At 61.2% G+C, this 25,285-nt stretch carries 25 protein-coding genes; 17 read left to right on the plus strand and 8 right to left on the minus strand.

The features are described 5' to 3' along the window. Positions 1–64 precede the first annotated feature (64 nt). The 13 genes from leuB to purF all read left to right on the plus strand — a co-directional run bounded on the left by leuB (position 65) and on the right by purF (position 14,595). Positions 65–1,126 (plus strand): 3-isopropylmalate dehydrogenase, encoded by a 1,062-nt coding sequence (gene leuB, locus ABDB87_RS10285; RefSeq protein ID WP_345926630.1) that lies wholly within the window; start codon positions 65–67, stop codon positions 1,124–1,126. 297 nt (positions 1,127–1,423) lie between these two features. After that, positions 1,424–2,548, plus strand: a complete 1,125-nt coding sequence (gene asd, locus ABDB87_RS10290) for an aspartate-semialdehyde dehydrogenase (protein WP_345926632.1) — start codon at positions 1,424–1,426, stop codon at positions 2,546–2,548. Positions 2,549–2,872: 324 nt separating this feature from the next. Next, positions 2,873–5,605, plus strand: coding sequence for a motility hub landmark protein FimV (locus tag ABDB87_RS10295; RefSeq protein WP_345926635.1), 2,733 nt, complete (start codon positions 2,873–2,875; stop codon positions 5,603–5,605). 27 nt (positions 5,606–5,632) lie between these two features. Next, positions 5,633–6,244: an energy-coupling factor transporter transmembrane component T family protein gene (locus ABDB87_RS10300; RefSeq protein WP_345926637.1), complete on the plus strand. Its 612-nt coding sequence runs from the start codon at positions 5,633–5,635 to the stop codon at positions 6,242–6,244. Next, positions 6,232–7,032, plus strand: a complete 801-nt coding sequence (gene truA, locus ABDB87_RS10305) for a tRNA pseudouridine(38-40) synthase TruA (protein ID WP_345927292.1) — start codon at positions 6,232–6,234, stop codon at positions 7,030–7,032. The genes ABDB87_RS10300 and truA overlap by 13 nt, the downstream gene beginning before the upstream one ends. A gap of 1 nt (position 7,033) precedes the next feature. Then, positions 7,034–7,657 (plus strand): phosphoribosylanthranilate isomerase, encoded by a 624-nt coding sequence (locus ABDB87_RS10310; protein WP_345926639.1) that lies wholly within the window; start codon positions 7,034–7,036, stop codon positions 7,655–7,657. Continuing rightward, positions 7,647–8,858 carry a tryptophan synthase subunit beta gene (gene trpB / locus ABDB87_RS10315; RefSeq protein ID WP_345927294.1) on the plus strand — a complete coding sequence of 404 codons (1,212 nt, stop codon included), beginning with the start codon at positions 7,647–7,649 and terminating at the stop codon, positions 8,856–8,858. The genes ABDB87_RS10310 and trpB overlap by 11 nt, the downstream gene beginning before the upstream one ends. A 19-nt stretch (positions 8,859–8,877) precedes the next feature. Continuing rightward, positions 8,878–9,690, plus strand: a complete 813-nt coding sequence (gene trpA / locus ABDB87_RS10320; RefSeq protein ID WP_345926641.1) for a tryptophan synthase subunit alpha — start codon at positions 8,878–8,880, stop codon at positions 9,688–9,690. A 16-nt stretch (positions 9,691–9,706) separates the two neighbouring features. Then, positions 9,707–10,570: an acetyl-CoA carboxylase, carboxyltransferase subunit beta gene (accD, locus tag ABDB87_RS10325; protein ID WP_345926643.1), complete on the plus strand. Its 864-nt coding sequence runs from the start codon at positions 9,707–9,709 to the stop codon at positions 10,568–10,570. A 3-nt stretch (positions 10,571–10,573) separates the two neighbouring features. Then, positions 10,574–11,848, plus strand: a complete 1,275-nt coding sequence (gene folC / locus ABDB87_RS10330; RefSeq protein WP_345926645.1) for a bifunctional tetrahydrofolate synthase/dihydrofolate synthase — start codon at positions 10,574–10,576, stop codon at positions 11,846–11,848. 5 nt (positions 11,849–11,853) lie between these two features. Then, positions 11,854–12,567, plus strand: a complete 714-nt coding sequence (locus tag ABDB87_RS10335) for an SPOR domain-containing protein (RefSeq protein ID WP_345926647.1) — start codon at positions 11,854–11,856, stop codon at positions 12,565–12,567. After that, on the plus strand, positions 12,564–13,052 hold the full coding sequence (locus ABDB87_RS10340) for a CvpA family protein (RefSeq protein WP_345926649.1): 489 nt from the start codon (positions 12,564–12,566) through the stop codon (positions 13,050–13,052). Before ABDB87_RS10335 ends, ABDB87_RS10340 begins: the two co-directional genes overlap by 4 nt. A 16-nt stretch (positions 13,053–13,068) precedes the next feature. Beyond that, a complete protein-coding gene (gene purF, locus ABDB87_RS10345; RefSeq protein ID WP_345926652.1) occupies positions 13,069–14,595 on the plus strand; it encodes an amidophosphoribosyltransferase in 1,527 nt (508 codons plus the stop codon). Positions 14,596–14,644: 49 nt separating this feature from the next. Here the strand turns inward: purF and ABDB87_RS10350 are convergent, their stop codons facing one another. From ABDB87_RS10350 to ABDB87_RS10370, 5 genes are all read right to left on the minus strand, one after another. After that, positions 14,645–15,370 (minus strand): UDP-2,3-diacylglucosamine diphosphatase, encoded by a 726-nt coding sequence (locus ABDB87_RS10350; protein ID WP_345926654.1) that lies wholly within the window; start codon positions 15,368–15,370, stop codon positions 14,645–14,647. Positions 15,371–15,436: 66 nt separating this feature from the next. Further along, positions 15,437–15,928, minus strand: a complete 492-nt coding sequence (locus tag ABDB87_RS10355; RefSeq protein WP_345926656.1) for a peptidylprolyl isomerase — start codon at positions 15,926–15,928, stop codon at positions 15,437–15,439. Between the two features lie 50 nt (positions 15,929–15,978). Next, entirely contained in the window at positions 15,979–16,581 is a 603-nt protein-coding gene (locus ABDB87_RS10360) for a peptidylprolyl isomerase (RefSeq protein ID WP_345926658.1), read from the minus strand. Next, positions 16,578–17,798 (minus strand): L,D-transpeptidase family protein, encoded by a 1,221-nt coding sequence (locus ABDB87_RS10365; RefSeq protein ID WP_345926660.1) that lies wholly within the window; start codon positions 17,796–17,798, stop codon positions 16,578–16,580. The genes ABDB87_RS10360 and ABDB87_RS10365 overlap by 4 nt, the downstream gene beginning before the upstream one ends. Beyond that, positions 17,795–18,907: a nuclear transport factor 2 family protein gene (locus ABDB87_RS10370; protein ID WP_345926662.1), complete on the minus strand. Its 1,113-nt coding sequence runs from the start codon at positions 18,905–18,907 to the stop codon at positions 17,795–17,797. Before ABDB87_RS10370 ends, ABDB87_RS10365 begins: the two co-directional genes overlap by 4 nt. 158 nt (positions 18,908–19,065) lie before the next feature. Here ABDB87_RS10370 and cysS point away from each other — a divergent pair, with 158 nt between their 5' ends. Then, positions 19,066–20,454 (plus strand): cysteine--tRNA ligase, encoded by a 1,389-nt coding sequence (cysS, locus tag ABDB87_RS10375; RefSeq protein WP_345926664.1) that lies wholly within the window; start codon positions 19,066–19,068, stop codon positions 20,452–20,454. A 105-nt stretch (positions 20,455–20,559) separates the two neighbouring features. Then, the gene (locus ABDB87_RS10380) at positions 20,560–21,192 is read left to right on the plus strand and encodes a nucleotide-binding protein (protein WP_345926666.1); all 633 of its coding nucleotides are present in this window, start codon (positions 20,560–20,562) and stop codon (positions 21,190–21,192) included. On the opposite strand, the gene ABDB87_RS10385 is transcribed toward ABDB87_RS10380, so the two are convergent. Beyond that, positions 21,189–21,695 carry a hypothetical protein gene (locus tag ABDB87_RS10385; RefSeq protein ID WP_345926668.1) on the minus strand — a complete coding sequence of 169 codons (507 nt, stop codon included), beginning with the start codon at positions 21,693–21,695 and terminating at the stop codon, positions 21,189–21,191. The two genes, ABDB87_RS10380 and ABDB87_RS10385, sit on opposite strands and share 4 nt — an antisense overlap. Before the next feature lie 182 nt (positions 21,696–21,877). On the opposite strand from ABDB87_RS10385, the gene ABDB87_RS10390 reads away from it, so the two are divergent. Continuing rightward, complete coding sequence (locus ABDB87_RS10390; protein WP_345926670.1) at positions 21,878–22,462, plus strand: DUF4124 domain-containing protein; 585 nt, start codon at positions 21,878–21,880, stop codon at positions 22,460–22,462. A 7-nt stretch (positions 22,463–22,469) separates the two neighbouring features. Here the strand turns inward: ABDB87_RS10390 and ABDB87_RS10395 are convergent, their stop codons facing one another. Further along, positions 22,470–23,078, minus strand: a complete 609-nt coding sequence (locus tag ABDB87_RS10395) for an arylesterase (protein WP_345926672.1) — start codon at positions 23,076–23,078, stop codon at positions 22,470–22,472. Here ABDB87_RS10395 and ABDB87_RS10400 point away from each other — a divergent pair. Further along, positions 23,077–23,778 carry an ABC transporter ATP-binding protein gene (locus ABDB87_RS10400; protein ID WP_345926674.1) on the plus strand — a complete coding sequence of 234 codons (702 nt, stop codon included), beginning with the start codon at positions 23,077–23,079 and terminating at the stop codon, positions 23,776–23,778. The two genes, ABDB87_RS10395 and ABDB87_RS10400, sit on opposite strands and share 2 nt — an antisense overlap. A 35-nt stretch (positions 23,779–23,813) precedes the next feature. On the opposite strand, the gene ABDB87_RS10405 is transcribed toward ABDB87_RS10400, so the two are convergent. Then, positions 23,814–25,136, minus strand: coding sequence for a sodium-dependent transporter (locus tag ABDB87_RS10405; RefSeq protein ID WP_345926676.1), 1,323 nt, complete (start codon positions 25,134–25,136; stop codon positions 23,814–23,816). Positions 25,137–25,285 lie beyond the last annotated feature (149 nt).

Here is a 25,285-nt window from a genome sequence, read left to right on the forward strand (position 1 = left end):
TCAACCCATATTGAAATGCAGAGTGCCGGCGCAAGCCGGCCTTTGTTCATGCAAAGGAAAAGAAATGAAGATCTGTGTTCTGCCGGGTGACGGCATTGGTGTCGAGATCATTGCTGAAGCCGTGCGCGTGCTGGATGCGCTCAAGAGCGACGGCCTCAAGATGGAAATGGAATACGCCGAGCTGGGCGGTTGCGCGGTGGATTCCACCGGCTCGCCTTACCCGGAAGCTACCCAGAAGCTGGCGCGTGAAGCCGACGCCGTGCTGCTCGGCGCCGTGGGCGGCCCGAAGTGGGACGTGCTGCCGCGTCCGCAGCGTCCGGAGCGTGGCCTGCTGGGTATCCGCAAGGATCTGAACCTGTTCGCCAACCTGCGCCCGGCCGTGCTCTACCCTGAGCTGGCCAATGCTTCCTCGCTGAAGCCGGAAATCGTGTCGGGTCTGGACATCCTGATCGTGCGTGAGCTGACCGGTGACATCTACTTCGGCGAGCCGCGTGGTATCGCGGTGGAAGACGGCAAGCGCGTCGGCCGCAACACCATGATCTACAACGAAGACGAAATCCGCCGCATCGGCCACGTTGCCTTCAAGTCCGCCCAAAAGCGCAACAAGAAGCTGTGCTCGGTCGACAAGATGAACGTGCTGGAAACCACCCAGCTGTGGCGCGACGTGATGATCGAAGTCGCCAAGGACTACCCGGATGTCGAGCTGAGCCACATGCTGGTCGACAACGCCGCGATGCAGCTCGTGCGCGCGCCGAAGCAGTTCGACGTGGTCGTCACCGGCAACATGTTTGGCGACATCCTGTCTGACGAAGCCTCGATGCTGACCGGCTCCATCGGCATGCTGCCGTCTGCCTCGCTGGACCAGAACAACAAGGGCATGTACGAGCCCTGTCACGGTTCCGCACCGGACATTGCCGGCAAGGGCGTGGCCAATCCGCTCGCGACCATCTTGTCCGCCGCGATGATGCTGCGTTACAGTGGCAACAACGAAGCGGCAGCTGTCCGCATCGAAAATGCCGTCAAGAAGGTGCTGGCCGCTGGCCTGCGCACTGGCGACATCTGGGAAGAAGGCACCAAGCGCGTTGGTACGCGCGAAATGGGCGACGCGGTGATCGCAGCGCTCTGAGTTTTGGCCCCCGGCTAAATTCTTGGGAATTTAGCCGCCCCCCGAGGTGGCGCAAGTCAATCTTGGGGCGGCCCTGCAATTGACTTGGCGAAAACGTGATGCAACGGACACTGAATACATTCGGGCTGGAAGCTTTCTGCGCTGCAGAGGCCTCCACTCGCGTGTCTGTTGCCACGACCGTCACCACCACGACCAAAAAAACCACCACGGTTTAGCCCTGTCACGCCGCTTGATGTCTCCGCGGCGGCGGAGACAGGCTAAAGCGAGCGGAGGCGGTTCAGGCAAAAGGTAATCACGATGAAGAGAGTTGGTATTGTCGGCTGGCGCGGTATGGTCGGCTCGGTGCTCATGCAACGCATGCGCGAGGAAAATGATTTCGCCCTGATCGAACCGGTGTTCTTCACCACCTCGAACGCGGGCGGGGCCGGCCCGGCCGAGAGCGGCGGCGCGCCCTTGAAGGATGCCAAGTCCATCGCTGATCTGGCGCAGATGGACGTGATCATCACCTGTCAGGGCGGTGACTACACCAACGAAGTCTTTCCCCAACTGCGCGCGGCTGGCTGGAAGGGCTACTGGATCGACGCGGCTTCGAGCCTGCGCATGAAGGACGATGCGATCATCATCCTTGATCCTGTCAACAAGAACGTGATCCAGAACGGCCTCGCCAAGGGCGTCAAGAACTATGTCGGTGGCAACTGCACGGTCAGCCTGATGCTGATGGCGCTGGGCGGTCTGTTCCAGAACGACATGGTCGAGTGGGCGACCTCGATGACCTATCAGGCTGCGTCCGGTGCCGGTGCGCAGAACATGCGCGAGCTGATTGCGCAGATGGGCAAGATCCACGCTTCCGTTGCCGATCTGCTGGCCGATCCGGCTTCCGCCATCCTTGAGATCGACCGCAAGGTGGCCGAAACCATGCGCTCGAGCGAGATGCCGGTGCAGAACTTCCGTGGCGTGCCGCTGGCCGGCAGTCTGATTCCGTGGATCGACGTACCCTACGAGCATGGTCAGAGCAAGGAAGAGTGGAAGGGCGGCGCCGAGTGCAACAAGATCCTCGGCAAGCCGGCTTTCCGCACGGCAGGCTCGGTGCCCATTGATGGCCTCTGTGTACGGATCGGCGCGATGCGTTGTCACAGCCAGGCGCTGACCATCAAGCTGCGTCAGGACGTGCCGCTGGACGAGATCCACGAAATTCTCGCCGGCGCCAATGACTGGGTGCGCGTGATCCCGAATGAGCGCGAGCGCAGCGAGCGCGAACTGGCGCCCAATGCAGTAACCGGCCATCTGCATGTGCCCGTTGGTCGCCTTCACAAGATGGCGATGGGCGGCGAATACCTTGCCGCGTTCACTGTAGGTGATCAGTTGCTTTGGGGCGCGGCCGAGCCACTGCGCCGCATGTTGAGGATCCTGCTTGAGTCCTGATTCAGTCGTGTAGCCTGAATAGGCTCATTTTTATGTTTTGTAAGGGCTTGATTGTTAAGCCATGTTTTGGCGGTCATTCCAGCGGGATGGCCGCCAAAATCATTTGCAGCGCAAGGGTGCCATCTGCAAGCGAGAAGATCCGGGTGATTTCGATTGCTTGAAATGCCCCGCCCGAGGCGCTTTCTGCCCATGTTGTAATACAGGTACTGATGTTTTGCCTTAGCTTGCGGCTCTAAACTGTTGATGTTATTTTGATCTCGCTCTCTAACTCTAAGAGACGGTGCTTGGATTAATGCACCGCGCATACTAGACATGAAAACTCCGATGCTTCGCAAGACACTAGCTGCCGCGATAATGTTTGCCTTCTGGGGCAGCGCTGGTGCCGCTGGTTTGGGACGCTTGAACGTGATGAGCTCCCTTGGTCAGCCGCTCCGTGCCGAGGTGGAAATCACCGCGACGCCCGAAGAGCTCGAAACAATGGTCGCCAAGCTTGCGTCGGCCGAAGCTTTCAAGCGAGCCAACATCGATTATCTCGGTGCTTACGGTGATGTAAGACTATCCGTCGAGAAACGTGCCGGCAACTCGGTTTTGCGGATTCAGAGTGCTCGTCCCTTCAATGAGCCCTATGTTGATCTGCTGGTGGATCTGAACTGGGCGGGTGGTCGCCTGTTGCGTGAATTTACCTTCCTGCTTGATCCGGCAGAAGTGACAAGCAGGCCTGCTGCTCCGGCTGTTGCCGCACCGCAGGCGTCCCGCATGGAAAGCCAGGCCATTGCTCCCGTGGCACCGCGGCCTGCGCCGGCTTCTGCATCGGCCAAGGCCGAGGCTCCTGCATCAACGTCCCGCAAGTCCTCTGCTGCACGCCCGGCTCCTGCACAGAGTGCCGATGGTCAATATACGGTTGCCAAGGGCGACACGCTCAATAGCATCGTTCATGAGTTCAAGCCGGATGAAGTCAGTCAGGAGCAGATGCTTGCGGCTTTTTACAGGGCCAATACCGAGGCTTTCGCTGGTGGAAACATCAATCGACTGCGGGCTGGCAGGATCCTGAAGGTTCCGTCTGCAGAAGAGGCGACAGCCATTCCGCGCAAGGAAGCTCGTCAGGTCGTGCTCAAGGCTTCCAGCTTCGAGTCCTATCGCCAGTCGGTAGCAGGTGCCGCAGCGGCGGCGCCGGCGCGTGAATCGGCTGCCGGCCAGGGCAACTCCGGAAAAATCGCCTCGAAGGTTGAGGAAAAAGCTGCTTCTGGCGTGGCACGTGACAAGGTGACGGTCACGGCCAGCGAACAGGCGAAGCCTGCTGCTGCCCAGGGGGATGCCAATGCGAAGGCTCGCATCCAGTCCTTGCAGGACGAGCTTGCTTCACGTGACAAGGCGCTCAAGGAGGCGAATTCCCGTGTCTCGGATCTGGAAAACAACATCCGTGAGCTCCAGAAGCTTGTTGAGCTGAAGAATCAGGGGCTTGCCGATGCGCAGCGTCAGGCTGCAGCTCAACAGGCCTCGAGTGCGGCGGCATCAAGCCAGGCCAGTTCTGCTCCGGTCGTGGAGCAGCAGGCGACCAGCAGTATTGCTTCCGTGCCCATTGAGCCGGTCGCTGAAGATTCTGCTCCGGTGGTCGCGACCCCTGTTGCGGAAGCGTCTCCTGTACTGGAGGCTCGCCCGAAGCCGGTCGCACCGCAGCCGCTTCCGCCCGAACCTGAAGAAGAGGGCTTCCTCGGCATGCATTTGTGGGCATTGCTGGGCGCCTTGGGCGTTGTCGGAGCGTTGGGTTATGTCATCGTCAAGCAGCGCCGCAAACGCGCTGCCGAGGGGACGGGCAATACGCAGATGACCGAATCTTCGACGATGAGCCCCAACTCGGTTTTTGGGAGCGCCGGCGGACAGACCGTTGATACGGGGGGCACGAGCCTGCTCCATACCGACTTCAGTCAGTCCGGCATGTCGGCGATCGATGCTGATGAAGGAGTTGATCCCGTAGCCGAGGCAGATGTTTACATGGCCTATGGTCGGGATGCGCAGGCCGAAGAAATCCTGCTGGATGCGCTGAAGAATGATCCCGCACGCACCGCCGTCTACGTGAAGCTGCTGGAAATCTATGCTCAGCGGCATGAGATCAAGTCCTTTGAGAACGTGGCGACGGACCTGTATAGCCAGACCGCGGGTGCAGGCGATGACTGGGCCAAGGCTTCGGCGATCGGCCTTCGCCTGGATCCGGAGAATCCGCTTTATCGCATGGGTGCTTCGGTAGCCGAGGCGCCTCAGGTTGCTGCTCCGGTGCCTCAGGCAGCCCCGGTCGTAAGTTTCGGAACCAGCAATGTTTCGCAGGTGAAGTCCACCTGGACGATGCCGGGTGAGATCAATCAGTTTGCCGAAGGCGAGTTGCCCGTTGTTGCCGAGCCGGAGCGCACTCCGACTCCTCAACCGGTGCCTGAATCTCTGAATCTGGATTTCGATCTCGATCTTGAAACGCCGGCGAATGTTGACGCGCCGACAGAAGTCGAAATGCGTGAGTCGGACGAGCTTCAAATGGATGAGGCGACCGCAACGCATCCGTCCTTCGGTGAGGATTCCGCACCGCTTGAGTTCGATATCGGTTTTGATGAGGGGCCCGCTACGGTTCAGCCGTTGCCTGAGGTGGCGGAGTCGTCCGCCAAGGCTGACGCCGACCTGGGGATTGAGTCTGCTTCAGGGCATGATGATTTTGCAGAGGTTGATCTGGAAAAAACCAATTTCGAAAGCAGCCTGCTTGACTTCGACTTCGAGCTTGGCGAGGAAACGAATACCAAGCCGACGCTGGATCTCTCCGGCGTAAAACTCTCGCAGTCGGACGCTTCTCCTGCCAGCCATACGGCTACTTCGCTTGCTTCGTCGGTTGTTCTTGAGCCGATCCAGGACAGCATCGATGTGAATGAGGAAGTTGCTACCAAGCTTGAGCTTGCCAAGGCCTATGAAGAAATGGGCGACATGGAAGGTGCGCGTGAGCTGCTCGAAGAGGTTATCTCCGACGGCGGCGATTCGCAGAAGGAGCATGCACGTGCGCTCCTCGCTCGTCTCTCCTGACGCCATGGATTTCATCTAGGGCGTTTGATGAGCAAGTCGATACATCCGGCCGTCCTTGTGACGGCCGGTTTTTTTTGGATCCTGCTCTTACAGCAGCTGGAAGGGCGGGCTTTATGCTTTATTGCAGCAGGAAGCCTGTTCTCCGCTTTCTGCGCAGCCAGCGGGCGACTGTGGAAAATCTTGCGCCGCATGCGCTTCATATTTCTTGCGCTGCTTGTCCTTTATCTCTGGGATACACCGGGTCGCCTGCTTGTTCCCGCGATGGGCGATACGAGTCCGTCTGCCGAAGGACTGATTCTGTTTTTCTGGCAGGCCGCCCGGTTGCTGGGTGTCGTCTCCGTCGTGTCGATCATGTTGTCGAGACTCTCGACTACTGACTGGATCAGCAGTCTTGTAGTGATTTTTGGTCCCTTGCGCGGTGTTGGCATGTCGGCGGATCGTTTTGCCGTTCGTTTGAGTCTCGTTCTGGGTTATACAGAGCAAGGGGATTTGAACTGGCGCACTGTTCTTCAAGGCCTTCCGGAAGAACATGAAATTGCAGCGCTTCGGCTCGCGCAAGCTGATCCGGATACTCTTGATTATTGTCTGATGCTTGCTGCGTGCTTGGTGTTTGTCTGGGGATGGTTTTGGCTAGGATAGTGTTGGGGGTCGAATATTGCGGTGCGGGTTTCGAGGGGTGGCAGACTCAGCCTCACGGCAGGACAGTGCAGGATTGCCTGACAGCAGCGGTAGTGACCATTGCTGGAGCTCCCTTGCACATCCAGTGCGCAGGGCGAACGGATACCGGCGTGCATGCCGCGGTACAGGTTGCGCATTTCGATACCGAAGCAAAACGTCCGCTTACCGCCTGGGTTCGGGGCGTGAATGCTCATTTGCCCGATGGCGTTGCCGTGACCTGGGCGCGCGAAGTAGGGGATGATTTTCATGCGCGCTTCTCTGCCCGCGCGCGCACCTATCGCTATGTCTTGCACAACCGCCCGGTGAGGAATGTGCTCCTGAACGGGCGGGTTGGCTGGTTTCATGCGCCACTTGATCTCGCCGCCATGCAGGCTGGCGTAGCCCATGTGCGGGGTACGCATGATTTTTCGTCTTTCCGGGCGGCGCAGTGTCAGGCTCATTCTCCGGTCCGGAGTCTGATGAGAGCCGAAGTAAGCGCCATCGGAGAGTGGTTTGTATTCGAGTTTGAGGCCAACGCCTTTCTTCATCACATGATCAGGAATCTGGTGGGTGCCCTGGTTCATGTGGGGAAGGGGAGTTGCTCACCGGAATGGATGGCAGAGTTGCTGGCGCAGCGCGATCGCCGATACGCGCCACCCACCTTTGCGCCGGATGGACTCTATCTCGCGGGCGTGGATTACCCCGATAGCTGGCAGCTCCCGGATGGCGGCCGTATCATTGCGCCCGCTTTCATGCCTTCAGGATTCTGAGATGCGTACCCGGATCAAGATATGTGGCCTGACACGACCGCAGGACGTTCATGACGCGGTAAGCGCAGGCGCTGATGCGCTCGGCTTCGTGTTCTATGCGCCGAGCCCTCGCGCCATTGACATCGATCAGGCACGCGAGCTGGTGGCGATGGTGCCGCCTTTCGTAACGACCGTCGGCCTGTTCGTGAATGAGTCCGTTGAAGGTGTTCGACGGGTGATCGACGAGGTGCCGCTTGGCATGCTGCAGTTTCATGGTGATGAGGATGCCGGGTTCTGCGAAGCTTTCGGCAGACCCTGGTTGAAGGCGGCCAGGGTCAGGGCGGGCTTCGATCTGGTAGACTACGCGGCCCGCTATCCGGGGGCCTCAGGTTTGTTGACCGATGCCTGGGTGGAAGGATTTGGTGGTGGCGGCGAGGTCTTTGACTGGTCTTTGCTGCCGCGGGATTTTTCCCGCCCCGTCATTCTTGCAGGTGGTCTTGACCCTTCAAATGTCTGTGAAGCTGTGCGCCGCGTCCGCCCTTGGGGGGTAGATGTCAGCAGCGGAGTGGAGTCAGCCAGGGGTATCAAGGATGCTGCCTTGATCAAAGCGTTTATTGCTGGAGTACGTGAAGCAGATGGGCGATAACAGTTCTTACGTTTTTCCTGACGCAACCGGTCATTTCGGTCAGTTTGGCGGCGTTTATGTGGCCGAGACGCTCATTCCTGCATTGGACGAGCTCCGCACCGAGTATGAAAAAGCCATCAATGACCCGGAGTTCATGGCTGAGTATCGTTTCGAGCTCAAACACTACGTCGGACGTCCGAGCCCTCTTTATCACGCCCGTCGCTGGTCGGATGAGCTTGGTGGCGCGCAGATTTTCCTGAAGCGGGAAGACCTGAACCATACCGGCGCGCACAAGGTGAATAACACCATTGGTCAGGCGCTGCTGGCTCGCCGCATGGGCAAGAAGCGGGTCATTGCGGAGACTGGCGCAGGACAGCACGGAGTGGCATCCGCCACCGTCGCTGCGCGATATGGTCTGGAGTGCGTGGTCTACATGGGCGCGGAGGACGTTGCCCGGCAGGCTCCGAACGTGTTCCGGATGAAGCTGCTCGGCGCAACGGTAGTGCCGGTGACGAGCGGCTCCAGAACACTCAAGGACGCCATGAACGAAGCGATGCGTGACTGGGTCACGAATGTCGACTCCACTTACTACATCATCGGCACCTGTGCCGGACCCCATCCTTATCCGATGCTCGTGCGTGATTTCCAGGCCGTGATCGGTGAAGAGTGCAAAGTCCAGTGTGCGGAGCAGATCGGTCGTCAGCCCGACGCCGTCATAGCCTGTGTTGGCGGTGGATCGAATGCCATCGGCATCTTCTATCCCTACATCGATGTGCCGGGCGTTCGGCTGATCGGCGTTGAGGCGGGAGGTCTCGGGATCGAAACCGGCAAGCATGCCGCGCCGCTGACCACCAACGCTCGTCCGGGCGTGCTGCATGGCGAGCGCGTGAATCTGATGCAGGATGAAAACGGCCAGATCGTGGATACCCATTCGATTTCGGCGGGTCTGGACTACCCCGGCGTCGGGCCCGAGCACTGCCACCTGAACGAAATCCGGCGGGCGGAGTATGTCGCTGCAAACGATGATGAGGCGCTTGCTGCTTTCCACGACCTGTGCCGGTACGAGGGCATCATTCCTGCCCTGGAGTCGAGCCACGCGCTGGCGCACGCCAAGAAACTCGCCCCGACGATGTCTCGCGATCAGGTCATCGTGATCAATCTCTCAGGTCGTGGCGACAAGGATATTCCGACCATCGCCCGTCTCGACGGCATCCTGCTGTAAGCGCAGTCAGGCAATTCAAATGTCCCGCATCCAGAAAACATTTACCCGGCTCAAGGCCGAGGGCCGAAAAGCCCTGATTCCCTACATTACCGCCGGTGATCCGGCACCAGGCGCCACCGTCAGCCTGATGCATGCGCTTGTTGCCGGCGGCGCCGATATTCTCGAGCTGGGTGTGCCGTTTACCGACCCGTCTGCGGACGGCCCTGTCATCCAGCGGGCTGCTGAGCGGGCGCTGGCGCACGGCACCAGTCTGCGTCAAGTGATCTCTATGGTGGCTGAGTTCCGCAAGACAAACGAGCAGACGCCCGTTGTGCTGATGGGCTACGCCAATCCGGTTGAAGCGATGGGTTATGAGACGTTCTCGGAAATCGCATCCGCTGCCGGGGTGGATGGTCTGCTCACTGTTGATCTGCCGCCGGAAGAGGCTGCCGGACGGGTAGAAGTTCTCAAGCGTGCCGGGATTGCGCCGATCTTCCTGCTCGCTCCGACCACGCCGCCTTCAAGAGCCCGTGCGGTCGCCGCGCTGGCAGATGGCTATGTGTATTACGTCTCGCTCAAGGGTGTGACGGGCGCGGCCAACCTTGATGTCGCCAGCGTGGCCGCCAAGCTTGAAGAGTTGCGACAGTTCATCCACTTGCCCATCGGTGTCGGCTTCGGTATTCGCGATGAAGCATCGGCGAGTGCGGTGGCGGGCGTTGCAGATGCGGTCGTGATCGGCTCCCGGATCGTTCAGGAGGTCGAGTCCGGTGAGGCCGGGCTGGGTAATCGACTGACGAGCTTCGTGTCCGGCATCCGGCGCGCCATGGACGCAGCGACGTCTGCGAACAAATGATTCATGAGGTATTGAAATGAGCTGGCTGACCAAACTTCTTCCGCCCAAGATCAAGCGTGATCAACCTGCGCGAAAATCCATTCCCGAAGGACTCTGGATCAAATGTGAGTCCTGCGAGGCCGTTCTCTATCGCTCGGACCTTGAAGCCAGTCAGTTCGTCTGTCCGAAGTGCGGACATCATCGTCGGATCCGTGCCCGGCAGCGGCTGGACCTGTTGCTGGATGCCGAAGGCCGCTTCGAAATTGGCGCCGAGGTGCTTCCCGTCGACCCGCTGAAGTTCAGGGACAGCAAGAAATACGTTGACCGCCTCGCCGCAGCCAATGAGGAAACCGGCGAAGCCGATGCGATGGTCGTCATGCAGGGCGCGATCAAGACTGTTCCGGCCGTGGTAGCGGTTTTCGAGTTTGATTTCCAGGGCGGCTCCATGGGCTCGGTTGTGGGCGAGCGCTTTGTGCGTGGGGTGACGGCCGCCTTGGAGCAGGGCGTTCCCTTTATCTGTTTCACCGCAACAGGTGGCGCGCGGATGCAGGAAGGTCTTTTCTCGCTGATGCAGATGGCCAAGACGACCGCTGCCATCACGCGCCTCGCGGAGCGCAAGCTGCCCTTTGTCACGGTCTTGACCGATCCGACCATGGGCGGCGTGTCCGCCAGTTTTGCCTTCATGGGTGATGTGGTGATGGCCGAGCCCAATGCCCTGATCGGCTTTGCCGGGCCGCGGGTCATCGAGCAGACCGTCCGGGAGAAGCTACCCGAAGGTTTCCAGCGTTCGGAGTTCCTGCTTGAAAAAGGAGCCATTGACATGGTTGTCGATCGTCGCGAGTTGCGCGACCGTATCGCCCAGGTCCTGACGCTGTTGTCACGTCAGCCAGCGGTTGCCTGATTGATGCTTGCGGTACCGGCAACACTTGAAGCCTGGCTGACTTACATCGAAGCGCAGCACAGCCGACCGATCGATCTCGGGCTTGATCGGGTTGGGCGTGTGTTGTCTGCGTTGGGCCTGGGCAGCCCGATGCGGGTCATCACCGTTGGCGGGACCAATGGCAAGGGTTCTACCTGTGCCATGCTGGAGGCCATCCTTCATGCAGCGGGCTACCGTGTCGGTCTCTATACCTCGCCGCATCTGCTGCGTTACAACGAGCGGGTCCGCATCAATCTGACCGAGGCCAGTGATGATGCGCTCTGCGGGGCGTTTGCAGCCGTGGAAGCCGCGCGAGGCGAGGTTCCGCTCACCTATTTCGAATATGCGACGCTGGCTGCGTGGCAGCTTTTTTCCGGCAGCAATCTGGATGTGGCGATCCTTGAGGTCGGTCTGGGCGGGCGACTTGACGCGGTCAATGCCATCGAGCCCGATTGCAGCATCGTGACAGGTGTTGCCATGGATCACATGGACTATCTGGGGGACACCCGGGAGGCCATCGGATTCGAGAAGGCTGGCATCTTTCGTTCCGGGAAGCCCGCGGTCTGCGGCGATCCTGAACCTCCGTCTAGCCTTGTTGCGCATGCGATGCGGATCGGTGCGGACTTGCGCATCCAGGGGCGTGACTACGGCTTCACCGGTGACAAGAACCAATGGAGTTTCGTAGGCAAGGACAGTCGTCGCAACAGCCTGGCTTACCCCGCGTTGCGAGGCGCCAATCAGTTGCTGAACGCCTCGACGGTACTGGCCGCGCTGGAGTGTCTGGCCGAGGTGCTCCCGGTGCCGATGCAGGCCGTACGTCAAGGCTTGATGACAGTCGAACTGCCCGCGCGTTTCCAGATCCTGCCCGGCAAGCCCGCGGTGGTGCTTGACGTGGCACATAATCCGCAGGCCGCTGCAGTGCTCGCCGAGAATCTGATGAACATGGGTTTCTTTCCGGAAACCTGGGCGGTGTGCGGGATGCTGGCCGACAAGGATATCGCTGGCTCCCTCGTTTATCTTGCGCCCCGTGTTGATCACTGGCTGCTGTGCCAGCTGCCCGGGCCGCGTGCGGCATCTCCGGATGTGCTGGAGAAGGCGCTTCGCGACGCTGGTTCCAGCGCAACTTTCGAGCACTTTGAAACGCCCGAGCTCGCGTTCGCATCGGCGCGAAGCCGGGCAGGGGACGGTGATAGAATCGTCGCCTTCGGATCCTTCCTGACAGTTGCGGGCGCCATGCGTGCGAACGCTGCCCGGCGGTGAGTCAAATGCCTGAGAATGATGTTCAGACCGACCTCAAGAAGCGCGCTCGCCGTCGCTTGGTTGGCGCAATTGCCCTCGCGCTGATTGCTGCCATCGTGCTTCCCATGGTGATGGACAGCGAACCTCGTTCAGGCAGTAACGAGTTGTCGATCCGTATCCCGAGCCAGGAGGGCGGCAACACTGCGGCCAACCTGATCAAGGGGAACGCCCCCGCGCCCGAGGCGCCAGGCATGCCGGCAGACAGTGCAGCGAGCCAGCAGCTTCCCGTGCCGGTCGAAGTGCCGCCCGATGAGCCCGTACCCGATCCGGAAAGTTCTGCCAGACCCGTTGTACCTCCTCCTTCAGCGGTTGTGGCGTCGTCCGCCGCTTCGAAAAGCGCCTCGTCACGTCAAGCCAGTTCGCGTGCCGCGTCTTCGCGTCATGTCGACGAGGCGCAGCGGGCGCGCGAGATTCTTGAGGGGCGTTCCGGCGCGGCTTCCGCATCGTCTTCACGGGCCTCGGTCGGAAAGGTCCATGTACAGGTCGGTATCTACAAGGATGAGGCCAATGCGCGCGAGACCGTGGCGCGGGCTGCAGCTGCCGGCGTGAGCTTGCGCACCGAAAAGGCCGGTGACAAGACCCGTGTGATCAGTGCTGCGCTCGACGATCGTGCAGCAGCGGAAAAGTTGATTGATAAACTGAAGAAGGCGGGTCTGAACGGCTTCGTGACAGCGAAGTGAGCATTTTTGACCAGGTCTTCCTGGCGGTGCTTTGCGCCAGCATTTTGCTGGGGCTCTGGCGAGGACTCGTCAGCGAGATTTTCACCTTGCTGGGTTGGGTTGTCGCCCTTGCTCTCGCTTGGAAACTCGCTCCGGTGTGCGTGCCTTTGCTCGGGACTGCCGTCAAGGCGGAGTGGGCGCGTTGGCCTGTCGCCTTCGCTGCGATTTTTATCGGTGTTTTGTTGTTGCTGGCTTTGCTGCGTTTCTTGTTGCGCAGCCTGCTGAGCATCTCCGGACTGAGCCTTTTTGACAGGCTGGCCGGCGCAGGGTTCGGTGTCTTGCGAGGTCTGGTTCTGGCGCTTCTGTTCGTGGCCGGAGCTGGATTGACCGAGTTGCCAAAGAAGCAGTGGTGGCGCGAATCCATTTTCGCGCCGCCACTTGTTACGGCAGTGATTGCCGCCAAGCCATGGCTCCCCGGAGAGTTGGCTGAGCGGCTCAGGTATTGATAACAGGCGAGGATGTATGTGCGGAATCATCGGCGTAATGGCCAAAACACCGGTAAACCAGTTGCTTTATGATGGTCTGCTGGTGCTGCAGCATCGTGGTCAGGATGCGGCAGGCATCGCGACGGCCGAGGCCGGTCGTTTCCACATGCACAAGGGGTCAGGGCTTGTCAGCGAGGTATTCCGCACGCGCAACATGCGCAACCTTGAAGGCAACTGGGGGATCGGCCACTGCCGTTATCCGACCGCAGGCTCGGCCTTCAATGCCGCAGAAGCCCAGCCCTTCTATGTGAACTCCCCCTTTGGATTGATGCTTGCCCACAACGGCAATCTGACCAACTCCGAAGAACTCAAGCGGGAAATGTATCTGGGCGACCTGCGCCACATGAACACCAATTCCGACTCGGAAGTGCTGCTCAATGTGCTGGCGCATGAGTTGCAGGTGGCTTCCAACGGCGCTTTCCGGCTTGATGAGGACACGATCTTCAAGGCCGTGGCGGGAACCCACAAGCGTGCCAAGGGCGCTTATGCGGCAGTGGTAATGATTGCGGGCTACGGTTTGCTGGCCTTCCGTGATCCGAACGGCATCCGCCCCTTGATTCTGGGCAAGAACGAAACGCGTGACGGCACCGAATACATGGTGGCGTCCGAATCCGTGGCGCTGGATGTGCTGGGGTTCAAGACGGTTCGCGATATCGCGCCAGGCGAAGCTGTGCTGATCGACAAGAGCGGAAAGCTGTCGATGCGCCTGTGTGCCGAGCCGCGTCCCTTCGCGCCGTGCATGTTCGAGTACGTCTACCTTGCTCGTCCTGACTCGATCATCGATGGCATTTCGGTCTACGACAGCCGGGTCAAGATGGGCGTCTATCTGGCCGAAAAGATCCAGCGCGAGTATTCGCATCTGAAAATCGATGTGGTGATTCCGATTCCGGATTCGAGTCGTTCCTCGGCAATGGAACTGGCCAGCCGACTGGGAGTTTCCTATCGCGAAGGTTTCGTAAAGAACCGCTATATCGGCCGCACCTTCATCATGCCGGGGCAGGGCGTCCGCAAGAAATCCGTCCGCCAGAAACTCAACGCCATGCACCAGGAGTTTGCCGGCAAGAACGTGCTGCTGGTGGATGATTCGATCGTTCGTGGCACCACCAGTCGTGAAATCATCAGCATGGCCCGCGAGGCTGGTGCGACCAAGGTTTTCATGGCGTCTGCCGCGCCTCCTGTGCGTCATGCGAACGTCTATGGCATTGACATGCCCAGCCGCAACGAACTGATTGCGGCTTACCGGGATGCGGAGCAGGTTGCGTCCGAGATCGGTGCCGATGCTTTGATCTATCAGGATCTTGAAGATCTGCGCAAGGCGGTGGGAGACCTCAATCCTGACATCGTCCAGTTCGAGTGCTCGTGTTTTGACGGTGTCTACGTCACCGGTGATGTGACGACGGCCTATCTGGACAGCGTTGAGGATGAGCGCGGTGCGCTGGCCAAGGCTGCAGACGACGACGCCGACCAGGCAGATCTGAACATGATGGCCGGTTCGAATCATTGAACGACGAAAGTATCGCCACTCGATCACCCCGGATGAACTCCGGGGTTTTTTATGCCTGCTCTTCGCGGAAGGTGAGCCCTTCCGGCCCCAGTTCCAGCCAGCGCGCACGCTCATGCCAGTCGGGCAGTACCCAGCGCTCCGCCATCCGGGTGTCGGGAAGCGTAAAACAATGACGTGCCGAACGATGGGTGTGACCGTGGATCAGGTAACGGGCGTCGTGGCGGCCAAGCAGTTCACTCACTGCAGTGGGTGACAGGTCGCCGTAGGCTGACGGCTCGCGTTGCTTGCGAAACTCGCTGCCTTGGCGGATGCGCTGAGCCAGACGCCGGCGCCAGCTCAACGGCAGGCTGCGCAGCAGGGCGACTGAAAAGCGGGAGCGGATGCGGCGACGATAGCGCTGGTAGGCATGGTCGTCGGTGCACTCGGCATCACCGTGGACGAGAACAAAGGTTTTGTTGCCCTGGCGAAGAACGGCCGGCTCGGCAACCAGCTCGCCGCCAGACGCCCGGGCAAAACCCTGACCGAGCAGGAAGTCGCGATTGCCGACCATGATTTTGAGTCTCACACCGCTGGCACTCAGTTGCGATAGCGCATCAGCGATGGCGGCGTGAAAAGGGTCGCCCAGGTCATCGTCACCGATCCAGAACTCGAAGAGGTCGCCCAGGATCCACAAAGCCTCTGCCTGGCGAGCCGGTCCATCCAGAAAACGCATGAACGCTGCCGCGCTTTCCGGGGCGCTTGCCTGGAGATGAAGGTCGGAGATGAAAAGGATCAAGCGTGCTCCCGGTGATGAAAAAACGCCGGCTTTGCGCCGGCGTTCCTGATCAGGCAGGGAAATGGCTCAGGCCACTTCAGCCTTGGTGATCACGACGGCCTCCAGCGGCACATCGGAGTGATAGCCGCTGCGGCCAGTCTTGACGGCACGGATGGCGTCGACCACCTCCATGCCCTCAACAACCTTCCCGAACACGGCGTAACCCCAACCCTGCACCGATTCGCTGCGGAAATTGAGGAAGTCATTGTCGACCGTGTTGATGAAGAACTGAGCCGTGGCCGAATGCGGATCGGAGGTACGGGCCATCGCGATGCTGCCGCGCACGTTCTTCAGACCGTTGTTGGCTTCATTCTTGATCGGGGCCTGGGTGGGCTTCTGGCTCATGTCGGGCAGCATGCCGCCGCCCTGGATCATGAAGTCCTTGATGACACGGTGGAAGATGGTGCCATCGAAATGACCGGCTTCAACATAGGCCAGGAAATTCCTGACTGATTCAGGCGCCTTTTCGGCATCCAGTTCGAGGGTGATGACGCCGTGGCTGGTGTGCAGCTTGACCATGGGATTGACTCCGTAAAAAGGGGGACAGATTCGTGTCCTGGTTGGAATGCCTATCTGGCTTCGTTTGCGCGCCGCATGCTCTGGATGACGACGGGCGTGGCCGGTACGTCCTGATACATGCCGGCCGATCGGGTGCTTACGTTACGGATCTTGTCGACGACGTCCATGCCGGCCACGACCCTGCCGAACACGGCATAGCCCCAGCCGTCCTGGCCTGGCGCATCGAGAAAGCTATTGTCGACCGTATTGACGAAGAACTGCGAGGTGGCCGAGTGAGGGGCGCCGGTGCGGGCCATGGCTACGCTTCCGCGTAAGTTCTTCAGCCCGTTCCGGGCTTCGTTGCGGATCGGTGCGCGCGTCGGCTTCTCGCTCATGTCGGGCAGCATGCCGCCGCCCTGGATCATGAAGTCCTTGATGACACGGTGGAAGATGGTGCCATCGTAGTGCTTGTCATCGACATAGCGAAGAAAGTTGGCGACGGTTTCAGGCGCCTTGAGCGGATCAAGCTCGAGCGTGAAGGCGCCAAGGCTGGTCGTGACACGCACCTGCGGGGCCGTGTCCTGTGCGCTCACGGGCAGTGCTGACAGGGCGGCCAGGCTGGCCGCGAGCGCCAGGAACAGACGGCGTCCGGAATCAAGGCTCAGGTATTTCATGCGTTTCCTTCGTAAATGATTTTCCAGTGCCCGTTTTCCTTGACCCAGTACTGGCGTTTCTGGACGACGTTGCTGAGGTTGTTGCTGCTGTAGTCCTGCTCGAAGGTGACCATGACCACTTCTTCGTTCTTGCCCGGATTTCGCAACACGCTGAGCTTGCGCAAGCCGACCTTGATCCAGCTCTTGCCGGAGGTCACGTTCTCCTTCTGTCTGGACCAAGCCGCAAGATCCAGCTTGCCTGAGCGGAAACGGGAGGAATAGTGACCAAGATAGCGCGCCGTATCACGGCTCTCCCAGTCCTTCCGCCAATCCTCGATGGTCTTGTTCAGCGAGGCGCGCTCATTTTGCCAGTCATCAAGGGACAGCCATTCGATCCCGTTGCTGATGATGACCGGGGTCACGCCGATCTGCAGATAGCCCGACAGTGCGTCCAGATCCTGGTTCGCCAGAACGACGCAGCCTTCCGAGGCCAGCGGCGGTCTGGCGTAAGTGTCGCTGGGGACGCCATGCAGCCAGATGCCGTGACCATTACGGCCATTCATGCGGTCCCACTCGTTCGGATAATTGATCGGAAAGGCACGCTTGCCGTAAAAGTCCGTCAGCTTTTCGGGCGCCATGACGCTGGTGACGCGGTACACGCCGACGGGGGTCTTGTTGTCGCCTTCGCGCTCCTTCTCGGCACCCGCCTTGCCCTGGCTGACATACCAGTCAGCCACGAATACGGGGCGGCCTTTTTCGTTCCGGTACAGATAAAGCCTGGATTGGCGGGTGTCGACGACAATCGCGTAGTTCTGATCGTCCCGCATCTGAAGCAGATAGCGCGGCACACGTTCGTTGGTCGGCTTGTTGCGGTAGCCGTGCAGGCGCGCGATCGCTTCGTCTCGCAGATCCTTGAGCTTGGCGCTGTCCGCTGCACCTGCGTTGCCGAAGGTGCTGATCGGCTGAACGCGTGCAAGCAGCAGGTCACCGCGGATCAGGTGGGCCAATCTGAAGTTCGGATGCAGGCTGATCAGGTTTTCCGTGCGCGCGAGCGCCACATCAAGTCTGTTCTGGTCGATGTCACGCAGAATCAGGGCAATGGTGGCGTCGGGTCCGCCATCTGACACGCCGGCAAACAGTCCGGTAGGTGCCCAGGCACGGCCGGGAATCGTCAGTGCAGCCGCCGCCGTGGCGCAAAGCAGCGTGTTCTGGAGCAGTCGTCCGAGTGTGCGTTTCAACGTCCGATCCGTTCCTGCGTGATGAGCCAGCGTCCGTTCTGCAGGGCGAGTTCAAGTGTCTTGCCGCTGGCAGAGTTGAAGCCGGCGGATTGATAGTTCTGCTTGAAACGCACGGTGGCCTTGTCACCATTGACCCGCACATCGATCTCGGAGAGCGAGACCTTGATAGCTCCGGGTTTCTCGATGCGTTCGGTCCGTTCCTTTTCCCAGGCAGAGCGTCCTTTCTTGCCGGGTACGGCGAAGTCCCTGGCGTAGAAGCCGAGATAGGCTTTCACGTTTTTCGCCGACCAGGCGTCCGCCCAGGCATTGACTGCCGTCACGACGGCCTTGCGGCCATCGGGGGCAGCCGGCTCCTTGGCCGGTTTGCCGCGGGAGGATTCGGCCGAGGAGGCGCTTGCCGCACTGGCCGCTGCCACCACTGCGGGACTACTGCTGCTCCGAGCCGCCGCGGCACTGCTTGAGGCAACACTGCTGCTAGAGGCTGCCGGTGCTTGTGTGGCGGTGACGGGGCGGACTTCGACGCTGCCTTGCGAACTGACCGGTGCGGTCGTAGCGACGGTAACCGGCTTGACCGCGGCCGGGCGGGCCGCAGCGGTGTTGAGCTCGCGCAAGAGATTCAGCTTGGCTTGCGCGTTGGTGTTCTTCGAGTCGATCTGCAGGGCACGGTCATAAGCCTGACGGGCCATGCGGGCGTAAAGGTCGCCAAGGTTCTCATGCGCAACGGCATAGGACGGATGGGTACGAATCGCCATCTCGAGCGCCGCCTTGGCCTTGTCGAACTGCTGCTGCTGGGCGTAGATCACCGCCAGATTGTTGTAGGGCTCGGGGAGTTCGGGTGCTTCTTCGGTCAGCTTGAGAAAAACCGCGGCGGCATCGTCGAGCTTGTTGAGCTCAGCCAGGATGACCCCCTTCAGAAATCGGGCCTGCCGGTCTTTGGGATTGGCGGCAATCGCACGTTCGACTTTCTCCAGCGCCTGTGTGCGCTGGCCCTGGGCGAGGAGCGTCTGAGCATCGGATAGCGCTGTCTGGGCGTGTGATGCAGCGGGCAATACGATTGAAGACAGTGCAAGGAGTGCGGCAACGCAGATGCGGGTACGACAGGAGTTCATAGTGCGCATTATGGTAGAGTCGTTCTGGTTTTTGCGTTGTTCGGCGATTTGCGAGCGCGATTTTACGTTACATCGCGGCCTTATCCCAACGCATTCGCGACAGGCCCCTTTCGGCGCGCGAATCGGCCGATAGTTCCCTTCAGTTTCCAGAATCCAAAATGCTCAGGATCCACAATACGCTGGCCCGCGAGAAGCAGGCCTTTACGCCCATTGAATCCGGCAAGGTGCGCATGTATGTCTGCGGCCTCACCGTTTATGACTATTTCCACATTGGTAACGCCCGCACGCTGACCGTGTTTGACATGGTCTACCGATGGCTGACTGCCGCCGGCTACGAGGTGAAATACGTTCGCAACATCACTGATGTGGACGACAAGATCATCGAGCGCGCCAACAGGAACGGCGAGCCGATCGACGCGCTCACCGAGCGCATGGTGGCGGCCATGCATGAGGACTGCGACCGCCTGCTGATGCTGAGACCCTCTGTCGAGCCGCGTGCCACGCAACACATCGACAACATGCTCGGTCTGATCGGCGATCTGGTGGAAAACGGCAAGGCCTACCCCGCCAGCAATGGCGACGTGTATTACGCCGTGCGCGAGTTCCCTGGCTACGGCAAGCTTTCCGGCAAGTCCATCGACGATCTGCGCGCGGGCGAGCGCGTGGCGGTGGATGGCCACAAGCGTGATCCGCTCGACTTCGTGCTGTGGAAGGCCGCCAAGCCGCAGGAGCCGCACTGGTGCTCGTGCTACGGCGAAGGGCGCCCAGGCTGGCATATCGAGTGCTCGGCGATGAGCAAGGCCGAACTGGGCGACACCGTGGATATTCACGGCGGCGGCTGGGATCTGCAGTTCCCGCACCACGAGAACGAGATCGCCCAGAGCGAGGGCGCCTCCGGCAAGCCCTTCGTCAATTACTGGATGCACGCGGCCTTCCTGAACATGGACAACGAGAAGATGTCCAAGTCGCTGGGCAACGTGTTCACCACCCGCGAAGTGCTCAACAAGCTCGACCCGGTGCAGGGCGGTGAAGCCGTGCGCTTCTTCCTGCTGCGCGGCCACTACCGCTCCGAGATCAATTACACCTGGGACATCCTGCAGGACGCGCGCGGCGCGCTGGTTTCGCTCTACACCGCGCTGCGCGATGTGCCGCCGGAAAGCGCCCCGGCAGCGTTCCGGATCGACTGGAACGATCCTTGGGCGAAGCGCTTTTTCGACGCCATGTGCGATGACTTCAATACGCCGATGGCATTTGCGGTGCTGTTCGAGTTGCGCAACGAGATCAATCGCAGCCGTTCGGCGGAACTTTCCGCGCTCCTGCGTGCGCTCGCGGGTACGCTGGGCTTCCTGCAGGCTGATCCCGCTGCATTCGTTCAGGGTGAGGCGAGTGGCGATGAAGCCAGCGAGATCGAGGCGCTGATCGTGGCCAGGGCGGAAGCCAAGCAAGCCCGCAATTTTGCCGAGGCGGACCGGATCCGTGATGAAATCAAGGCGCGTGGCATCGTGCTTGAGGATGGTGCGGGCGGTACGACCTGGCGCAAGGCCTGATCCAGCCTGAGGGTTTTCCCTTTGGCGGACCGTTGTCCATGCGGAACGGATATGCTGATTTGATAAGCCGGCGGTGAAGTCCGGACTTTGAGTGGAGGAATTGAAATGCAGGTCTATCTCGTAGCCAATCCGAAGGGTGGCGCCGGAAAAAGCACCCTGTCGACGAACCTTGCCGGGATGCTGGCATGGCGCGGGCTCTCGTCAGGCGCCCGGGTTCTGCTCGGAGACGTGGATCGCCAGCAGTCGTCGAGATTCTGGATTGACCGGCGTCCCGCAGAATTGCCCCGTGTCGAGGCCTGGCTCCTCGAGGCGGAAAGCAAGGTGGTCAAGCCTCCGCGCGGCACGACGCATGTGGTGCTCGATACGCCCGCGGGCCTGCACGGTGATCGCCTCAAGGAATGCATCCGTCTGGCAGACAAGGTGCTGGTGCCTGTGCAACCTTCGATGTTCGACATCATGGCGACCCAGGATTTCTTCGACGAGCTGGCGCACATGAAGGCGGCTCAAGGCGTCGAGGTCGGCCTGATCGGCATGCGCATGCATGACCGCACGCACGCCGCAGACGAGTTTCACCGCTATATCGAAACCACCGGCTTGCCGCTGATTGCCACGCTGCGGGATACGCAGAACTATGTGCATCTGGCAGCACACGGGATGACGCTGTTCGATGTGACGCCTTCCCGTGTGACGCGCGACCTTGATCAGTGGAAACCGATCGAGAAGTGGCTGGCCGCCTAGGCTTCGGTCGAGGAGGAGGGCGGCAGCCGCTTTTCGATGGCCTCCCACAGGCCAACCGGATCATTCGTGCCGAGCGCGAACTGCTTGCCGTCCTTCATCGTGACCACGACCGCGTCACGTCCCGATACGCTGTAGAGCCAGCCGTTGCGCGTGTAGTGAATGCCGATGCCATCGAGCAGACGCGTGCGGACGATGCGTGCGGCGGCGATCCCGCTCAGTGGAACCTCCTTGCGGATCAGTCCCGGCCCGAAGTGCCAGGCCAGCGCCTGACGGCCGACCGTGATGGTCAGCGATGAGAACAGCATGAAGACCAGCAGAAAGCCCGTGCTCAGCAGCCAGAGGCTCAGTCCGTGTGCGGAGCGGCTCATCGCGGCCAGCAGGCAGACCAGCATCGGAATGCCGAGAATGACTGCGAGCGCCCGTGCGGGCTGGCGATTGAGATAGGTTTCGAAGTCGGATCGGATTCGGTTCTGACGATGGGCTCGGCGGCCGGGTTTGCTCATGGTGTTTCCAGTGTTTCGGTGATCCGGTTGGAAGATAATCGAAGTCCTGCTTTCCGTGCCTGCCGTCGCGCAAGGATTGACGCATTTCCGCGAATCGGCGAATTTCCGGCCTGGAGTCAGGGTGCCGGGGTGGCGGCCGTTCAGACAGCCATACTTCCGGTGTGTTCATGAGGAGAGCGGAAATGCGTGTACTTGGATTCCTTTTGCTGCTTGTCTGTCTGCCGGCCATCGCGGGCAACGAGGTCTACAAGTGGGTGGATGCCGACGGTAGTGTTCATTACGGCAACGAACCGCCCAAGGGGGCGAAGGTGAAGCCGGTGTCGGGTGGTGTCACGGTGATGCCGGCTTTCAAGGCTCCCGAAAAACCGATTGCGGCGCCCGCACCTCCGGCTGCGCCGGCAGCAGCACCTGCCAGGCCCGAGCCTGCTGCGACGGAGCGCCCGCAGGGCGAGACTGGGGCGCAGTCCTCTCCCGCTGAGCGCGCCGCAGAGCTTCAGGCTGCTCGTCGGCAGAAACTGCTCGATACCTGCAGGAAGAATCGGGGCACTAATTGCGAGGAAGAAGTCGACGCGAAAATCGATGGGCTGGACGGCACAAGCTTCGTGCCGGTGCCCGGCTGGAGTCAGCCGCCCATCCGGCCCTCGCGGCCTGTGCAGCCTGTGGCCAAGCCCGCAAGCTCGGCGCCGTCGCACAAGGAGTCCCGCGTCAGGGAAGCGCCCCGGAAGGCGGACGCTTCGCAATCTTCCGAGAGCCCGGCGCGTCGCTAGTCGGTGTTCAGCGCTTGCCGAGCAGGGGTTTGAGCGCCGGCCAGATGTTGTCGAGTACGAGCGACTGAGCTTCCGCGGTCGGGTGCAGGTTGTCGTTCTGAAAGAGTTCGCTGCGCCCGGCAAAGCCTTCCATCATGAAGGGCACCAGTGCGGTCCGGTGCTGCGCAGCGAGATCGGTGAAAACCTGCTGGAACTTTTGCGTATAGACCGGGCCGAAGTTGGGCGGCATGCGCATGCCGACCAGCAGCACCCGTGCATTGGCCTTCGTTGCCAGGCGGATCATGGCGTCGAGATTGCCTTGCATGGCCTTGACGGGAAGACCTCGCAGACCGTCATTTGCGCCAAGTTCGATGATGACCACCGCAGGTTTGATCCGGCTGAGGGCTTCAGGCAGGCGCGCCAGGCCTCCGGCAGTGGTTTCACCGCTGATGCTGGCGTTGCTGATCTCGTGCTTGTAGCCTTCTGACGCGAGCCGTGTGGCGAGCAGTTTCGGCCAGGCCTTGTCCTGCGGGATGCCGTACCCGGCCGAGAGGCTGTCGCCCCAGACGAGAATTCCGGCAGCGCTGGCTGTCTGGAATGAGAACACCGCTAACAGGATGAACAGGAATCTTGACATGCCTTCTGGATCCGGAAATGTGCTTGAAGTAGCCGGGCTTGGCAAAACCGTGGCGCTTGCCGACGGCGGCCGCCTGGACATTCTGCAGGAGATCGATTTTTCGGTCGAATCAGGTGAGACGCTGGCCATCGTCGGTGCGTCCGGCTCGGGCAAGTCCACGCTCCTCGGACTGCTTGCGGGGCTGGATGTTCCCACTGCGGGGACCGTCCGCTTGCAGGGGCACGACATGTACGCGCTGGATGAGGACGGCCGCGCTGCGCTGCGCGGCAAGCATATCGGCTTCGTCTTCCAGTCATTCCAGCTCTTGCCTGCCCTGACCGCGATCGAGAACGTGATGATGCCGCTCGAACTTGCAGGCCTGCCCGGGGCACGCGAAGCCGCGCGCCACTGGCTGGTCCGGGTCGGCCTGGAGCATCGCATGACGCATTATCCCAAGCATCTGTCGGGGGGCGAGCAGCAACGGGTGGCACTCGCCCGCGCCTTTGCAACGCGCCCCGCCTTGCTGCTCGCCGATGAGCCGACCGGCAATCTGGATGCCCAGACAGGTCAGAACATCATCGAACTCATCTTCACGCTCAACCGCGAAGCCGGCACCACGCTGGTTCTCGTGACCCATGACGACGAGCTCGCCGCGGCCTGCCAGCGCAGCATCCGTCTGCGCAATGGCCGCATGGTCGAGGCCGGAGCCCTCCTCGTCTGAGCAGTGGCCCTGTGTGCCGCGCTGCTGTGAGGGCGTCAGGCGCCTCGCAGCAGGATCACCGAGATGGCGAGTGGCGCCACCAGTGCAACGATGATCCGGGTGGCCGCGAGCAGGGAGCGCCGGGCGCGATTCCGATAGCGGAGCTGGGCCCCGATTTCGCGCCAGCAGAACCAGCCACAGAATACGGCAGTGGCAATGCCGCCCAGAGGTAGCATGATGTTTGATGTCAGCTGATCCATCAGGTCGAAGGCCGTATGGCCCAGCAGGCTGAGCGTGTTTTCTGGACTGAAGCTCAGCGCTGCCGGTACGCCGAGTACGAAGATGCCGGCCGAGCTTGCAAGGACCGCCATGCGCCGGCTGAGTCCCAGCTCGTCGATGGCGAAGCGCGCGCAGACTTCCAGCAGCGACACGGAAGACGTCAGCGCCGCGACGAGCAGCAGAACGAAGAACAGGACTGCGAAGAGCTCGCCGCCCGGCATGCTGGCAAAGATGGCGGGCATGCTGATGAAGGTGAGGCCCGGGCCGCCCTGAGGGCCGATGCCCAGCGCAAAGGCCGGTGGCACGACCAGCAGGCCGCCGAGCAGGCAGACGAAGAGTGTCAGCGCCACGACCCATGCCGCGGCGCCGGGCAGGTCGCTGTCGGCCTTCAGGTAGGCGCCATACGTGACCATGGCGCCCATGCCGAGGGAGAGCGAGAAGAAGGCGAGCCCCAGCGCGGCGAGCAGGGTGTTGAAGCTGAACGCGGAGAAATCCGGCCGCAGCAGGAATATGACGCCTTCCCAGGCGCCGGGCAGCGTGATGCCGCGTGCGATCAGCAACAGCATCAGGATGAACAGCAGCGGCATGAGCTTGCGCGACATCATTTCGATGCCGCGCTGCACGCCGCCGAGTACGACCAGTGCGGTCAGCCCGAGAAACCCGGCCAGCCACAGGATGGCCTGAGCCGGATGCGCGATCAGCGTGTTGAAGCGCTCCGTGAGCAGGGCTGCGTCCTGACTCACTGCCTGGCCGGCGAGCGCTTTGAACACATAGGCCAGGGACCAGCCGCCGACCACGCAGTAGAAGCCCATGATGACGAAGGCGGTGGCGACCGGCAGGTAGCCGCAGTAACGCCAGCGCTTGCTGCCCAGACTGCTGAACGCGCCGCAGACGCCCTGGCCGCTGGCGCGCCCGAGCGCCATTTCGGCGCTCATCAGGGCCAGCCCGAGGGTGAGCGCCAGCGCGAGATAGACGAGGAAGAAGGCGCCGCCGCCATGCTGGGTGGCCATGTAGGGAAACTTCCAGATGCAGCCAAGGCCGATCGCCGAGCCGGCGGAAGACAGGATGAATCCCAGACGGGAAGAGAAGGTGTTGGACATGGTTCGGGCATCGGGTGAATGCGGCGCGTCCACCCTTGAGGAGCATCGGGCCACGCGTCGCGAGGCGCGATAGGGCATGCCGGGAGGCTGCGCGGTCGCTTGCAAGCGGAAATGGACTCTTCAGTCCGCCGGGAGTTGCAGGCGGGAGG

Origin of the sequence: Uliginosibacterium paludis, from assembly GCF_039631355.1 — a bacterium.
GTDB classification, from domain to species: Bacteria; Pseudomonadota; Gammaproteobacteria; order Burkholderiales; family Rhodocyclaceae; genus Uliginosibacterium; species Uliginosibacterium paludis.

Coding starts and splice junctions, on each gene's coding strand:
- leuB (WP_345926630.1), top strand. CDS start 65: ATGAAGATCTGTGTTCTGCCGGGTGACGGCATTGGTGTCGAGATCATT.
- asd (WP_345926632.1), top strand. CDS start 1,424: ATGAAGAGAGTTGGTATTGTCGGCTGGCGCGGTATGGTCGGCTCGGTG.
- ABDB87_RS10295 (WP_345926635.1), top strand. CDS start 2,873: ATGCTTCGCAAGACACTAGCTGCCGCGATAATGTTTGCCTTCTGGGGC.
- ABDB87_RS10300 (WP_345926637.1), top strand. CDS start 5,633: ATGAGCAAGTCGATACATCCGGCCGTCCTTGTGACGGCCGGTTTTTTT.
- ABDB87_RS10310 (WP_345926639.1), top strand. CDS start 7,034: ATGCGTACCCGGATCAAGATATGTGGCCTGACACGACCGCAGGACGTT.
- trpB (WP_345927294.1), top strand. CDS start 7,647: ATGGGCGATAACAGTTCTTACGTTTTTCCTGACGCAACCGGTCATTTC.
- trpA (WP_345926641.1), top strand. CDS start 8,878: ATGTCCCGCATCCAGAAAACATTTACCCGGCTCAAGGCCGAGGGCCGA.
- accD (WP_345926643.1), top strand. CDS start 9,707: ATGAGCTGGCTGACCAAACTTCTTCCGCCCAAGATCAAGCGTGATCAA.
- folC (WP_345926645.1), top strand. CDS start 10,574: ATGCTTGCGGTACCGGCAACACTTGAAGCCTGGCTGACTTACATCGAA.
- ABDB87_RS10335 (WP_345926647.1), top strand. CDS start 11,854: ATGCCTGAGAATGATGTTCAGACCGACCTCAAGAAGCGCGCTCGCCGT.
- purF (WP_345926652.1), top strand. CDS start 13,069: ATGTGCGGAATCATCGGCGTAATGGCCAAAACACCGGTAAACCAGTTG.
- ABDB87_RS10355 (WP_345926656.1), bottom strand. CDS start 15,928: ATGGTCAAGCTGCACACCAGCCACGGCGTCATCACCCTCGAACTGGAT.
- ABDB87_RS10360 (WP_345926658.1), bottom strand. CDS start 16,581: ATGAAATACCTGAGCCTTGATTCCGGACGCCGTCTGTTCCTGGCGCTC.
- ABDB87_RS10370 (WP_345926662.1), bottom strand. CDS start 18,907: ATGAACTCCTGTCGTACCCGCATCTGCGTTGCCGCACTCCTTGCACTG.
- cysS (WP_345926664.1), top strand. CDS start 19,066: ATGCTCAGGATCCACAATACGCTGGCCCGCGAGAAGCAGGCCTTTACG.
- ABDB87_RS10380 (WP_345926666.1), top strand. CDS start 20,560: ATGCAGGTCTATCTCGTAGCCAATCCGAAGGGTGGCGCCGGAAAAAGC.
- ABDB87_RS10385 (WP_345926668.1), bottom strand. CDS start 21,695: ATGAGCAAACCCGGCCGCCGAGCCCATCGTCAGAACCGAATCCGATCC.
- ABDB87_RS10390 (WP_345926670.1), top strand. CDS start 21,878: ATGCGTGTACTTGGATTCCTTTTGCTGCTTGTCTGTCTGCCGGCCATC.
- ABDB87_RS10400 (WP_345926674.1), top strand. CDS start 23,077: ATGCCTTCTGGATCCGGAAATGTGCTTGAAGTAGCCGGGCTTGGCAAA.
- ABDB87_RS10395 (WP_345926672.1), bottom strand. CDS start 23,078: ATGTCAAGATTCCTGTTCATCCTGTTAGCGGTGTTCTCATTCCAGACA.
- ABDB87_RS10405 (WP_345926676.1), bottom strand. CDS start 25,136: ATGTCCAACACCTTCTCTTCCCGTCTGGGATTCATCCTGTCTTCCGCC.